The 12,673-nt window shown below is 65.2% G+C and carries 12 protein-coding genes and 2 tRNA genes; 5 read left to right on the top strand and 9 right to left on the bottom strand.

Annotated elements, in window-relative coordinates:
• Nucleotides 1-37: 37 nt before the first annotated feature.
• The 5 genes from AC6LKD_RS11295 to AC6LKD_RS11275 form a co-directional block, all read right to left on the bottom strand.
• Nucleotides 38-1,654 (bottom strand): thiamine pyrophosphate-binding protein, encoded by a 1,617-nt coding sequence (locus tag AC6LKD_RS11295; protein ID WP_498116226.1) that lies wholly within the window; start codon nt 1,652-1,654, stop codon nt 38-40.
• Between the two features lie 126 nt (nt 1,655-1,780).
• On the bottom strand, nt 1,781-3,241 hold the full coding sequence (locus AC6LKD_RS11290) for a catalase (RefSeq protein WP_498116224.1): 1,461 nt from the start codon (nt 3,239-3,241) through the stop codon (nt 1,781-1,783).
• Nucleotides 3,242-3,324: 83 nt separating this feature from the next.
• Entirely contained in the window at nt 3,325-3,558 is a 234-nt protein-coding gene (locus AC6LKD_RS11285) for a hypothetical protein (protein WP_013391851.1), read from the bottom strand.
• 77 nt (nt 3,559-3,635) lie between these two features.
• Nucleotides 3,636-3,709, bottom strand: a tRNA-Cys gene (locus AC6LKD_RS11280).
• Nucleotides 3,710-3,983: 274 nt separating this feature from the next.
• A tRNA-Gly gene (locus AC6LKD_RS11275) sits at nt 3,984-4,059 on the bottom strand.
• Nucleotides 4,060-4,288: 229 nt separating this feature from the next.
• Here AC6LKD_RS11275 and murB point away from each other — a divergent pair.
• Nucleotides 4,289-5,335, top strand: a complete 1,047-nt coding sequence (gene murB / locus AC6LKD_RS11270) for a UDP-N-acetylmuramate dehydrogenase (RefSeq protein ID WP_498116222.1) — start codon at nt 4,289-4,291, stop codon at nt 5,333-5,335.
• A gap of 63 nt (nt 5,336-5,398) precedes the next feature.
• On the opposite strand, the gene dapB is transcribed toward murB, so the two are convergent.
• Nucleotides 5,399-6,190, bottom strand: coding sequence for a 4-hydroxy-tetrahydrodipicolinate reductase (dapB, locus tag AC6LKD_RS11265; protein ID WP_013391853.1), 792 nt, complete (start codon nt 6,188-6,190; stop codon nt 5,399-5,401).
• A 15-nt stretch (nt 6,191-6,205) separates the two neighbouring features.
• Nucleotides 6,206-6,742, bottom strand: coding sequence for an outer membrane protein assembly factor BamE (locus AC6LKD_RS11260; protein WP_013391854.1), 537 nt, complete (start codon nt 6,740-6,742; stop codon nt 6,206-6,208).
• Nucleotides 6,743-6,894: 152 nt separating this feature from the next.
• Here AC6LKD_RS11260 and fur point away from each other — a divergent pair, with 152 nt between their 5' ends.
• Nucleotides 6,895-7,314, top strand: coding sequence for a ferric iron uptake transcriptional regulator (gene fur / locus AC6LKD_RS11255; protein WP_013391855.1), 420 nt, complete (start codon nt 6,895-6,897; stop codon nt 7,312-7,314).
• Between the two features lie 143 nt (nt 7,315-7,457).
• Here the strand turns inward: fur and recN are convergent, their stop codons facing one another.
• Nucleotides 7,458-9,113, bottom strand: coding sequence for a DNA repair protein RecN (gene recN / locus AC6LKD_RS11250; RefSeq protein WP_013391856.1), 1,656 nt, complete (start codon nt 9,111-9,113; stop codon nt 7,458-7,460).
• A 13-nt stretch (nt 9,114-9,126) separates the two neighbouring features.
• On the bottom strand, nt 9,127-10,026 hold the full coding sequence (locus AC6LKD_RS11245; protein WP_013391857.1) for an NAD kinase: 900 nt from the start codon (nt 10,024-10,026) through the stop codon (nt 9,127-9,129).
• 141 nt (nt 10,027-10,167) lie between these two features.
• On the opposite strand from AC6LKD_RS11245, the gene hrcA reads away from it, so the two are divergent.
• Genes hrcA through AC6LKD_RS11230 form a run of 3 tightly spaced genes read left to right on the top strand, consistent with a single transcriptional unit; the run spans nt 10,168 to nt 12,556 of the window.
• Nucleotides 10,168-11,172: a heat-inducible transcriptional repressor HrcA gene (gene hrcA, locus AC6LKD_RS11240; RefSeq protein ID WP_013391858.1), complete on the top strand. Its 1,005-nt coding sequence runs from the start codon at nt 10,168-10,170 to the stop codon at nt 11,170-11,172.
• Nucleotides 11,173-11,217: 45 nt separating this feature from the next.
• Complete coding sequence (gene hemH / locus AC6LKD_RS11235; protein WP_041654993.1) at nt 11,218-12,333, top strand: ferrochelatase; 1,116 nt, start codon at nt 11,218-11,220, stop codon at nt 12,331-12,333.
• Nucleotides 12,323-12,556 carry a hypothetical protein gene (locus AC6LKD_RS11230; RefSeq protein ID WP_013391860.1) on the top strand — a complete coding sequence of 78 codons (234 nt, stop codon included), beginning with the start codon at nt 12,323-12,325 and terminating at the stop codon, nt 12,554-12,556. The genes hemH and AC6LKD_RS11230 overlap by 11 nt, the downstream gene beginning before the upstream one ends.
• Nucleotides 12,557-12,673: the final 117 nt, after the last annotated feature.

Raw genomic sequence — 12,673 nt, 5'->3', positions numbered from 1 at the left:
ACGTAACCGGACTGCAGCTGTGCTCGATGCCTCGAGGTCAATGACCGGTCGCGGACTGCGTTGATGCGCTGAAAACCGGGGCGGGCTCGCCCGCCAGGGAAACGTTGATGCAGGCGGGCAGCCCGCTGTTCGCCGCCATGCCCAGCGCGGTGGCCAGACCGTCGCTGTCCTGCGCGGCAAAGCCTGCCCCGCCGAGCGCTGCGGCGACGTCGTGGTAGCGCGCAGTCGGCGCAAGTTCGCAGCCGATCAGCCTGTTCGGACCATAGGTGCGCATCTGGATCAGATGTTCCGCGTTCCAGCGCAGGTCGTTGCCGATCACGGCGATGATCGCGGCCTGTTCGCGCACCGCCGTGTCCAGCTCCATCAGGTGGAAGCCTGCGGTGCCATCGCCCATGAGGACCACCACGGTCGCATCGGGCTGCGCGATCTTGGCGGCGATCGCGTAGCAGATGCCCGCGCCAATTGCGCCGGACATGCCGTTGATGATGCGCACCGGCGCCTGGCAGTAGGCCTGCGCCCACTGGCCGAACTCGCCGCCGTCGCAGACCAGGATGGGATTCGGGGCGGAGGCGAGAAACGCCTGGACCGTCTCGCAAAGCGCGCGCGGTCCCAATGCGCCGGCGGCGGACGCGGCGGCATTCAGTGTGGTCCGGTTGCGCAGCGCTTCGTCCACGCGCGCGCGCCATGGGGGGCGCTCGGCCGGAGCTGGTGTGGCACGCATCGCGGACAGTGCGGCATAGGGATCGCCCTGTAAAGCCAGGGCCAGTCGTTCGCCCAACAGGCGGCTCGCGCGTTCCAGCATGGCGGGATCCGGGTCGATCGCTACGACCTGGGCAGTCTTGCCCAGCGCGCCCGTGCCGCCGAAGCCCAGCGTGAAGTCCAGGGACTTGCCTGCCAGCACGATGAGGTCCGCCTGTGGCATGAGCGCGGCCAGGGAACCGAGCGAAGGATCCTTCAGGCCGCGCGGGCTTTCCATGGGGATGACGCGCATTGCAAGCGCTTCTTCCAGCATCTCGCGGACGGCACGCATGTGGGCGCGCGCGCCTGTGGGGCCGGCCAGCATCATGGGGTGCTGCGCGGTATTCACCAGCGCGGCGAGCTTTTCCATGCCGGCTGCGTCCGCTGGGACGGCCTCGCGGCTCTGCGCTGCGGCGGGAAGCTCCGCCAAGCCGGTCTCGGCGGTCATCAGGTCGAAGGGCAGGGCCAGATGCACCGGCCCGCGCCGGGGCGCAAGCGCCTGCGCCACCGCGCTTTCGAGCGCGGGGTAGAGTTCCTGCGCGGTCCGCGGACGCAGCGAAAGCTTGGTCAGCGGACGAGTGATGCCGACCTGGTCCAGTTCCTGGAAGGCGCCCATGCCGTCCTCGGCAACGGAGGAGTCGCCGGAGATGAGCAGGATGGGGCTTTCCGCCTGCGACGCGGAATACAGCGGCGCCAGGCCGTTGGTGATGCCCGGCGCCGCAGTCAGCATCGCGACGCCGAGTTCGCCGGTGATCTGGGACCAGGCGTCCGCCATGAAGACGGCGGCCGCCTCATGCCGCACGTGGATGATGCGGATGCCTGCGTCGATACAGGCATCGTAGAGCGGCATGATCTGATTGCCGGACAGGCTGAAGATGGTCTTGACGCCCAGGCGATGCAGCGTACGGATAATCAACTGGGATCCAAGCACCTGAGTCTCCGAGGGCCGCGCTGGTAAACGCCGCGCGCCTGTTTTTATACCGGCTATGGGAGAGTTCAGTGTATCGGCTATCCGTGGCGTGTTGGTTGATGTTTTTTGAACCTAGGGGGCGGCTCGCGGGCCGTCCAAATCAGTCTGCGCCGCGATCGCCTCGCGCACGCCTTGCCCGTACGCCGGATCGGCCTGGGCACAGTTGGCGATGTGGCGCTCGATGATTTCCCCGGACGCGCCGCGGATCGCGCGGGAGGTGTTCTCGAACAGCCTTTGTTTTTCGTCCGCGGCCATCAGGCGGAACAGGTCGCCGGGCTGGGAGAAATAGTCGGCATCTTCCCGGTGGTTCCAACGGGCCGCGGCGCCGCTCAGGTCCAGTGGCGGTTCGGAGTAGTCCGGCTGCGCCTGCAGGGCGCCATGGCTGTTGGGCGTGTACGCGGGCGCGCTGCCGCCGTTGCCATCCACGCGCATGGCCCCGTCGCGGTGGTAGCTATGGAACGGACAGCGGGGCGCGTTGACCGGGATCTGCGGATAGTTCACGCCCAAGCGATGGCGTTGCGTGTCGCCATACGAGAACAGACGGCCTTGCAGCATCTTGTCCGGTGAGAACCCGATGCCGGGCACGATCACCGCGGGGCTGAACGCGGCCTGTTCGACCTCGGCGAAGAAATTCTCCGGATTCCGGTTGAGCTCCAGGACGCCGACCTCGATCAGCGGATAGTCCTTGTGCGGCCAGACCTTGGTCAGGTCGAAGGGATTGAGATGATAGGTATTGGCCTCGGCCTCGGGCATGATTTGCACGTACAGGGTCCAGCGCGGGAATTCGCCCCGTTCGATCGCTTCGTACAGGTCGCGCTGGTTGCTTTCGCGGTCCGCTGCGATGACCTGGCCGGCTTCGGCGTCCGTCAGGTTCTGGATGCCTTGCTGGGTCTTGAAGGTGAACTTGACCCAGAACCGCTGGTTGGCGGCGTTGATGAAACTATAGGTGTGGCTGCCGAACCCGTGCATATGGCGATAGCTCTTCGGAATGCCGCGGTCGCCCATGATGAGCGTCACCTGGTGCAGGGTCTCGGGCAGCAGGGTCCAGTAATCCCAGTTGTTCTGCGGGCTGCGCATGCCCGTGCGTGGATCGCGCTTGACGGCCCGGTTCAGGTCGGAAAACTTTAGCGGATCGCGCACGAAGAAGACAGGCGTGTTGTTGCCGACCAGATCCCAATTGCCCTCTTCGGTGTAGAACTTGAGGGCAAAGCCGCGGATGTCGCGCTCGGCATCGGCCGCGCCGCGTTCTCCGGCCACGGTGGAGAATCGCGCGAACATGTCGGTTCGCTTGCCGACCTGGCTGAAGATCCTGGCCTTGGTGTAGCGCGTGATGTCATGGGTCACGGTGAACGTGCCGAAGGCGCCTGCGCCCTTGGCGTGCATGCGCCGCTCCGGTATCACCTCGCGGTCGAAGTGCGCCATCTTCTCCAGGAACCAGACGTCCTGCAAAAGCGCAGGCCCGCGCGGACCGGCGGTCATGGTGTTGTCGTCGTCGGGAACGGGGGCGCCGAATGCGGTGGTGAGTTTGCTCATGATGGGCTCCTTGCGTTGTTGACGTGGCAGCGGCCTTCAAGAGCGGGTGCATCGCAGCGGGCCCGGATCCGGCCACGTGGGGTTCAGGCGTAGTGCTCGATGGGGGAGTGGTCTTCCAGGCGCAGCACGCGGCCGTCGATGACGAGGGACGGCAGGCGGGTGATGCCCAGGGCGCGGGCCCGTGCGGCGTGTTCGGGTTGCCGCGCGAGGTCGAACGATTCGTAGCGATGCTGTGGCGTCGTGAACACCGCCGCTATATTGCGATCGATGCTCAGGCAGAGGTTGCAGCCGTCGTGGAACAGGGTGACTTGAATCAAGGCGATCTCCTTCGTATGCCGCCAGGGCGGATGCCCTGGCGATTCCGGCTTGAAGGGGAGAATCGCCAGGCCGATCTTGGAGGCGCGGGCTGGAATCGAACCAACCTCAGGAGATTTGCAATCTGCCGCATGACCACTCTGCCACCGCGCCATCTTATTTGTCCTAGGACGTAATGCATGGTACGCAAGCGGAGCGAGGCGTGGACTTCCGCGAATCCACGAATATTGTCCTAACGTCCAGGATGAATGACGCAGGACATAGATATGTACGTCATAGGCCGCAGAGGAGCGCGGACTCTTGGGGGGGGGGCGGGGAGGGCGCGGCGGCGCTGTGCGGGAAGGTGCCCGATGCGGGCGCGGAAATGAAAAAAGGACCCGAAGGCCCTTTCTCAAGGATTTCCAGAAAGGATCTGGAAATCAAAATTTGGAGCGGGAGACGAGTCTCGAACTCGCGACCTCAACCTTGGCAAGGTTGCGCTCTACCAACTGAGCTACTCCCGCATGGGTTCTGCACTTGAAACAGCCAGAACCTGTTTTCTTATTCACTCTGATCAACTTGGTTATCGATCAGAAGGCGCGCATCTTACATGATTTTTTTGAGCTTGTCTTGGCCTGTGCTTTTTTGGCTTTGTTCACTGCGAGCAGCTTTCGAACAAGACCCGAAACTCAGGGCAAGCACTCAATCAAGTAATATGAGCGAAGACAGAAACTATAGCAATCCGCAGCATCCATGTCAAATTCGCCCGTCCCAGCCCATCCGTCCCCCGCCTTGTTCCCCGTCAGCCAGGATCTCACCCGGCTGAACACGCTGGGGCTGGAGTCGCGGGCCGGGGCCTTTGTGGCCCTGGAGGATCCGGCGCAGTTGCCAGCGCTAACGGAACTGGCGCGCGCGGCGTCCTCCCTGCTGGTGCTGGGCGGCGGCAGCAATCTGGTGCTGCCGCGCCAGGTGCAGGGGCTGGTGGCGCGGGTCGCCTTCAAGGGCGTGCGCCTGTTGGAAGCCCGGTCCGATGCCTGGCTGGTCGAGGCGGCAGGCGGCGAGACCTGGCACGGCTTTGTCGAAAGCTGCGTAAAGCAGGGCTGGGACGGGCTGGAGAACCTGGCGCTGATTCCGGGCACGGTGGGCGCGGCCCCAGTGCAGAACATCGGCGCCTACGGTGTCGAGCTGCAGGAGCGCTTCCATGGCCTGACCGCCTGGGATGTGCGCGCGGGCCGTCTGGTCGAAATGAGCGCGGCCGATTGCCGTTTTTCCTATCGCGGCAGCGTGTTCAAGCACGATGAACCGGGACGGTGGGTCATCGTCAGCGTGCGTTTCGCCTTGCCGCGGCCCTGGCGGCCGGTGCTGGCTTACCCCGACCTGCAGCGCCATGCGCGGTTGGCAGAAGGCGCGCCGATTGCGCGCGATATCTTCGACGCGGTATGCGAGATCCGCCGCGCCAAGCTGCCCGATCCGGCGGTGACGGGCAATGCGGGCAGCTTTTTCAAGAATCCCATCGTATCGTCCGAGGTGCGCGACGCCTTGCTCGGCCGTTTTCCCGGCCTGGTGTCATACGCCCAGCCGGATGGCGGCTACAAGCTGGCGGCTGGCTGGCTGATCGACCAGTGCGGCTGGAAGGGCCGCACGCTGGGGGCTGCGGGTGTGCACGAGCGCCAGGCCCTGGTACTGGTCAACCGCGGCGGGGCGACGGCAGCCGATATCATGGACTTGGCGCATGCCATCCAGGAAGCGGTGTCCGAGCGCTATGGCGTGCGGCTGGAGCCGGAACCCGTGGTGGTGTGAGGCTGTTTCGGCCTGGCAAGAAAAAGGACCCCGCGGGGTCCTTTTTTTGTCGGGGAGGGCGGCTCAGAAGCCCAGCACGGACTGCATGTCGTACAGGCCGTTGTGCTTGCCTTCCAGGAAGCGGGCGGCGCGCAGGGCGCCTTCCGCGTAGGTGGCGCGGCTGGCCGAGCGGTGCGTGATCTCGATGCGTTCGCCGATGCCGCAGAAGGACACGGTGTGGTCGCCGACGATGTCGCCGCCGCGCAGTACGGAGAAACCGATGGTGCCGGGTTTGCGCACGCCGGTATCGCCGTGCCGGCTCCAGGTGGCGACGTCCGGCAGGGCCACGTTCCAGGCCGAAGCGATGGTTTCGCCCATTTTCAGTGCGGTGCCCGAGGGCGCGTCGACCTTATTGCGGTGGTGCGCTTCGAACACTTCGACGTCGTAGCCGGAGTTCAGGATGCGCGCGGCCATGTCCAGCAGCTTGAGCGTGGCGTTGACGCCCACGCTCATGTTGGGCGCGAAGACGATGCCGATCTTCTGGGCGGCGACTTCGATCTCGGCGCGGCCGTTGTCGTCGAAACCGGTGGTGCCGATGACGGCGTTCACGCCGTGCTTGACGCAGGCCTGCAGGTGTTCGAGCGTGCCTTCCGGACGGGTGAAGTCGATCAGGCAGTCGGCCTGGGCCAGTGCGTCGAGATCATCGGTGATGGCCACGCCGGTCTGCTTGCCCAAGGGCGCGCCGGCATCCTGGCCCAGCGCGGCCGAGCCCTGGCGGTCGAGCGCCACGGCGAGCTGCAGCCCGGAGGCGTTCAGGACGGCTTCGATCAGCATCTGGCCCATCCGGCCGCTGGCGCCGGCAATTGCAATACGCATGGATAGTCCTTGGTGTTACTTGAGCGGCTCGGGGGCGTTGCCCGGCTGGCCAGGATACTGGTTGAGAGGGCTGACCGGTGCGGCGGCGTCGCGCTTGCGCTGGTCTTCCTCTTCCTTCTGGCGGGCTTCGTCCTCCGTGAGGCGCTTGTCCGCCTTTTCGTCGGCGACGGCGTTGGGCGTATTGATCTGGTATGGCTGCAGGTCAGGCTGCTTGTCGCCTTCCCAGCGGGTCAGGCGGTCGTTTTCGAACCAGACCGTGAATTTGCGCTCCTGGGCGTCGCCGTAACCGGGCTTGTAGTAGTAGGGGTAGTCCCAGCGGTTGGCGTGCAGCACGCTGGTCAGCGTCGGGCTGCCGAGGGCGAAGCGCACCTGTTCGCGCGTCATGCCGGGCTGCAGCAGGGCCACCTGCTCCTGGGTGATCCAGTTTCCTTGCTGGACGCCGGCTTTGTAGGGGAAGCCCCACTTGTCCCCCGAGCATCCGGCCAGGGCGACGGCCAGGGCGGCCACCGCCAGGCCGGTCTTCAGCGAGCGGGAGGGAATTCGTGCAATCATGGACACTACGCGCCCCTATTATTTGGAAGCAGACAAAACCGTTATCATAAAGGTTTCATAAGGATAGTTCCGCGTGGCGGCATGATTTCGGTGAGCCGGCTCGCGGTGAACCTATCCTGCCCATGCCAACGCGGACGGAGAGCGATTACACCATGAGCGACCAAAGCGAACTGAAGAACATGGGTTTGAAGGCGACGTTCCCCCGCCTGAAAATTCTTGATATTTTCCGGAAATCGGATCAACGGCACCTGAGCGCCGAAGACGTCTATCGCGCCCTGATCGGCGAAAACGTCGAAATCGGGCTGGCCACCGTCTACCGCGTCCTGACCCAGTTCGAACAGGCCGGCATTCTTGCCCGCAGCCAGTTCGACAGCGGCAAGGCGGTGTTCGAGCTCAACGACGGCGATCATCACGATCACCTGATCTGCACGAACTGCGGCAAGGTGGTCGAGTTTTCGGACCCCGAGATCGAAAAGCGTCAGCAAAAGATTGCCAAGGACAACGCCTTCGCGCTGGAAAGCCACGCCATGGTGTTGTACGGCATTTGCGGCAGCTGCATGAAGGGCCGCTGATCCCGGCCCGGTAGTCCAGCCCGCGGCTACGCTCGCAGCGGGTATGCGAGATCCAAAGCCCCTTCAGGTTGAAGGGGCTTTTTTTGTGTGCGAGATGAAATCAGACCCGCCCCGGCGTTGTTGGCGGGAGCGGAGGGAGCCTTTCAGTCCTGTCCGAAGCCTGCCAGCATTTCGCGGGCATGTTCGCGGGTGGTCGCGGTGAGCTTGATGCCGCCCAGCATGCGCGCGATTTCCTCGACGCGGGCGGGGGCGTCCAGCTCTTCGATGCTGGAACGGGTCGCGCCGCGCGATTCGGCCTTGCTGACCAGGAACTGGTTGTTGGCGCAGGCCGCGACCTGGGGCAGATGGGTCACGCACAGGACCTGATGGCGTTCGCCGAGTTCGCGCAGCAGCTTGCCGACGGCCTCGGCCACCGCGCCGCCGACGCCGCTGTCGACTTCGTCGAAGATCAGCGTGGGCACGCGCGCGGCGCGGCTGGCGATGACGGACAGCGCCAGCGAGATCCGCGACAGTTCGCCGCCTGAGGCCACCTTGGCGAGCGGGCGCGGCGTGGTGCCGGCATGGCCGGCCACCAGGAATTCGACCTGCTCGTTGCCATGCGCGGAGGGCGCCGATGCGGCCAGGGTGGGCTCGAACTTGCCGCCCTGCATGGCCAGCGTCTGCATGGCCTGCGTGACCTGCTTGCCCAGGTCCTTGGCGACCTTGCGGCGCGCCGTCGTCAATTTCGCCGCGCCGGCGTCGTACTGCGCCTGCGCGGCCTGTGCCTGGGCGCGCAGGGCATCGATGTCGCCCGCGGCCTGCAGCGCCTTGAGCTGCGCATGCAGCGTGTCGCGCAGCTCGCAAAGCGCGTCGGGCTCGACACGGAATTTGCGGGCGGTTTCGAACACCAGGCCCAGGCGCGCCTCGACAGCCACAAGTCTCTGCGGATCGAGGTCGACGCGGCTGACGTAGTTGTTCAGGTCCGACACGGCCTCGCTGATGGCGATGCGCGCCGATTCCAGTTCATCGTGCACGCCTTGCAGGCCGGGGTCATGGCGCAGCATCTGCTGGATGCGGTGGTTGGCAGACGTGAGCCGGTGGTGCGCGGAGTCGCCTTCGCCGTCGAGGGCGTCAATGATCTGCGTGGCGCCGTCCAGCAGCGATTGCGAGTGCGACAGGCGCGTGTGTTCGGACTGCAGCGCGTCCCATTCGTCGGGGCCGAGGTTCAACTGGTCGAGTTCGTCGACTTGCCATTGCAGGCGGTCGCGTTCGGTGGCCAGGCTGGCGGCGTCCTTTTCTGCGGCTTCCAGCTGGCGCGCCAGCGCGCGCCATTGCTTCCAGGCCTGGCCGACCGCGTTGCGCAGTTCGCCATGGCCGCCGTGGGCGTCCAGCAGGTCGCGCTGGGCGTCGGCGCGCATCAGGCTTTGGTGCGCATGCTGGCCGTGGATGTCGACCAGGCTGTCGCCCAGTTCGCGCAATTGCGCCACGGTGGCCGGCGTGCCGTTGATGTAGGCGCGGCTGCGGCCCTGGGCGTCGATGACGCGGCGCAGGGACAGCTCTGCGTCGGCGTCGATCTCGCGCTCTTGCAGCCAGGCGACCAGCCCCTTGGGCGTGTCGAAGACCGCGGTGATGTCGGCGCGCGGCGCGCCTTCGCGCAGCATGCTGGCGTCGCCGCGTTCGCCCAGCGCGAGCGCCAGCGCGTCCACCAGTATGGATTTGCCCGCGCCGGTTTCGCCGGAAAAGACGCTGAAGCCGGGGCCGAAATGGATCTCGGTCTGTTCGACGATGACGAAGTCGCGGATATGCAGGGTGCGCAGCATGTCGGGGCGCTTACTACTCTACGTTGTCGGAGGCTTCGGGCATCAGGTTCCAGTGCAGCTTACGGCGCAGGGTGGAGAAGAAGCTGTAGCCTTCGGGATGCACGAAGCGGATGGTATAGGGGGCGCGCTGCACGACGATGCGGTCGCCCGGCTGCAGGTCGGACCAGGTCTGCATGTCGAAATGCACGCTGGCCCCGACTTCGACGCGGCCCATGGCCGTGAGCGTCATGTTCAGCACGCCGGAATCGGGAATGACGATGGGGCGGTTGGACAGCGTTTGCGGCGCCACGGGCACCAGCACCATGGCATTCATGCCGGGATGCAGGATGGGGCCGTTGGCCGACAGCGCGTACGCGGTGGAGCCCGTGGGCGTGGCGATGATCAGGCCGTCGGCGCGCTGCGTGTACATGAAGGCGCCGTCCAGCTCCACCCGCACTTCGATCATGCCGCCGCGTCCCGCGCGGTTCAGCACCACGTCGTTCAGGGCGGATGCGGAATACATCTTCTGGTCGCCGCGCCACACGCTGCCTTCCAGCAGCATGCGTTCTTCGATCTGGAAGCTGCCTTCGAGCACGCGCGCCAGCGCAGCATGCGCGTCCTGCAGCGCGATGTCGGTGATGAAACCCAGGCGGCCGTGGTTGATGCCGACCAGCGGCATGCCGTAGGGCGCGAGGTGGCGGCTTGCGCCCAGCACGGTACCATCGCCGCCCATGACCACGGCCAGCGACGCGGTCTTGCCGATTTCCTCGAGCGTAGCGACGGGGTATTCGGTCAATCCGGTATTGCGCGCCGTGTCCGCATCGATGAGCACTTGCCGGCCCGCTTGCGTCAGCGCGTGGGCCAGTGCTCTCAGCGGTGTGTCCAGGCCGGTGTCCTGGTATCTGCCGATCAGGGCTACGGTAGGAAAATGCATGGCTGCTTGCGTATCAAAAAAGGCCGGACCAGAAGCCGAAACCTGCCCGGAATGGGCGGTTTAGCCGATTATATGGGGCCGCATATGTGCTTGCGGGACAAAAATCGCCTCAATTGAAAAAGATTCCCTAAAATACTTGTTATGGATGACCGCGCACGCGCACTACTGAAAGCGTTGATCGAACGCTATATCGCCGATGGGCAGCCAGTCGGCTCGCGGACGCTATCGAAAGTATTCGACTTGTCCCCGGCCACGATCCGCAATGTGATGTCGGATCTCGAAGAACTGGGACTGATCCACAGCCCGCACACCTCGGCCGGCCGCGTTCCCACGCCGCGGGGTTACCGCATGTTCGTCGATTCGCTGCTGGCGGTGCAGTCCTACCAGCTCGAGCCGCACAACATGGGCGAGATGCTGGCGGCCGCCGAACCCACCCGGGCCGTCAACGCGGCGGCGGCGCTGCTGTCCAACCTGACCCAGTTCGCGGGGGTGGTGTTGACGCCCAAGCGCGCCCAGGTGTTCCGCCAGATCGAATTCATCCGCCTGTCCGACAAGCGCGTGCTGCTCATCATCGTCACGCCCGACGGCGACGTCCAGAACCGCATTCTTTTCGTCCAGCGCGACTACGCCGAGGCGGAATTGCTGGAAGCGGGCAATTTCTTCAACATGCACTTCGCCGGCAAGTCCTTCAACGCGGTGCGGCAGACGCTGTCGACCGAACTGGCGCAGCTGCGCGAGGATATCTCGCGCTTGATGCAGGCCGCGGTCGAAGCCAGCGCGGAGGCCGCCGAGGACGGCGATGCCATGGTCATCTCCGGCGAGCGCAAGCTGCTGGATGTTACCGACATCGCCTCCGACATGGACCGCCTGCGCAAAATGTTCTCGCTGTTCGAGAAAAAGACCGACCTGTTGCAGCTGCTGGACGTGTCTACCCGCGCCCAGGGCGTGCAGATCTACATCGGCGGCGATTCGCAGCTGGTGCCGATGGAAGAGGTCTCGGTCATCACCGCGCCTTATGGCGTGGACGGCAAGGTCGTGGGCACGCTGGGCGTCATCGGCCCCACCCGCATGTCCTATGAACGCGTCATTCCCATCGTGGATATCACGGCGCGCTTGCTGTCCAACGCCCTCAGCCATAACCAGTAGGTCCATCCGAAGCTACGTCCTCCTCGCGGAGGAAGGGGAGTGTTTGTGTTTCTTCGCCTGTTCAAGTACCTGTGGCCTGAGCGTTATCTGCCGGAACCCGAGCAGGAGGACCCCTTCGACGAAGACCCCGCGCCGCGCGGGCCGGGCAAGGTCGGTGTGCTGCTGGTGAACCTGGGCACGCCAGACAGCCCGGGCAAGCAGGACATACGCAAGTATCTGGGCGAGTTCCTGTCGGACCCGCGCGTGATCGAGATCCCGCGCTATCTGTGGAAGCCCATCCTGCATTGCCTGGTCCTGACCTCGCGGCCCAAGAAGCTGGAGCCGCGCTACGCCGGCGTCTGGCTGAAGGAAGGTTCGCCGCTGATGGTGTACAGCCAGCGCCAGGCCGACGGCGTGCGCGCCGCCCTGGCCGAGGCCGGCATCGACGCCGTGGTGGAGCTGGGCATGCGCTACGGCAATCCTTCGATCCCCGACGCCATCTCGCGCCTGCGCAAGCAGGGCTGCGAACGCATTCTGACCGTACCGCTCTATCCCCAGTACGCCGCCAGCACCACCGCCACGGTGGTGGACGCGGTCACCCGCCACGCCGGCCGCTTGCGCGACCAGCCCGAACTGCGCTTCATCAAGCGCTTCCACGAAGAACCGGCCTACCTGGACGCGCTGGCCGGCCGGATCGAGCGCTATTGGCAGGAACACGGCAAGCCGCAGAAGCTGGTCATGAGCTTCCATGGCCTGCCGCGTTATTCGATCGAATTGGGCGACCCGTACTACCGCGATTGCATGGAGACCGCGCGCCTGCTGGGCCAGCGCCTGTCGCTGCCGCGTGAGCAGATCGAGGTGACCTTCCAGAGCCGCTTCGGCACCGCCCGTTGGCTGGAGCCTTACACCGAACCCACCCTGAAGGCGCTGGCCGCGGCAGGCGTGACCGAGGTCGATGTGGTGTGTCCGGGTTTTGTGGCAGACTGTCTGGAAACCCTGGAAGAGATCAGCCTGGAGTGCCGCGACGCCTTTATCGGGGCCGGCGGCAAGCGCTTCCGCTACATCCCGGCGATCAACGACGATCCGGCCTGGATCGCAGGGCTGGCCGACCTGGTGGCACGCCACTTGCAGGGGTGGCCCACGCAAATCACGGACTTGAAGGAGAAGGCGCATGCACCATGATCCCAAGACTGGCAAGATCGTTAAAAAGGGGCAGGTCAGCACCCCTGTGGACGAAGATCAGGTGGAACACGAACTGGACGAGGCGCTCGCCGAGACTTTTCCCGCCAGCGATCCCATCGCGATCAGCCCCGAGCCCGACGAGGATCGGGCCGTGGACCGCGCCCTGAAGGACAGCTTTCCCGCCAGCGACCCGGTCGCGCCCGCGCAACCGCACAAGAAGTGAAGTAGCTAGCCGCGGCAGGTGTCCGCCGTTTGCCGGATGGCGGTGGAAAACGCCGAATCTATGCTTGCAGTCTGAGATTTGACGGCATTTGGCGGAAATTGGGCGGGTTTTTGAGTA

The organism is Achromobacter sp. D7-1 (assembly GCF_059760445.1).
Note: the sequence above shows the minus strand (reverse complement) of the source record. Positions and strands in the feature narration are given on the sequence as shown.

Excerpts from the sequence above, each read along its gene's own strand:
- dapB (WP_013391853.1), bottom strand. The coding sequence starts at position 6,190 with ATGCGTATTGCAATTGCCGGCGCCAGCGGCCGGATGGGCCAGATGCTG.
- AC6LKD_RS11290 (WP_498116224.1), bottom strand. The coding sequence starts at position 3,241 with ATGAGCAAACTCACCACCGCATTCGGCGCCCCCGTTCCCGACGACGAC.
- AC6LKD_RS11230 (WP_013391860.1), top strand. The coding sequence starts at position 12,323 with ATGCACCATGATCCCAAGACTGGCAAGATCGTTAAAAAGGGGCAGGTC.
- fur (WP_013391855.1), top strand. The coding sequence starts at position 6,895 with ATGAGCGACCAAAGCGAACTGAAGAACATGGGTTTGAAGGCGACGTTC.
- AC6LKD_RS11260 (WP_013391854.1), bottom strand. The coding sequence starts at position 6,742 with ATGATTGCACGAATTCCCTCCCGCTCGCTGAAGACCGGCCTGGCGGTG.
- recN (WP_013391856.1), bottom strand. The coding sequence starts at position 9,113 with ATGCTGCGCACCCTGCATATCCGCGACTTCGTCATCGTCGAACAGACC.
- AC6LKD_RS11245 (WP_013391857.1), bottom strand. The coding sequence starts at position 10,026 with ATGCATTTTCCTACCGTAGCCCTGATCGGCAGATACCAGGACACCGGC.
- murB (WP_498116222.1), top strand. The coding sequence starts at position 4,289 with ATGTCAAATTCGCCCGTCCCAGCCCATCCGTCCCCCGCCTTGTTCCCC.
- hrcA (WP_013391858.1), top strand. The coding sequence starts at position 10,168 with ATGGATGACCGCGCACGCGCACTACTGAAAGCGTTGATCGAACGCTAT.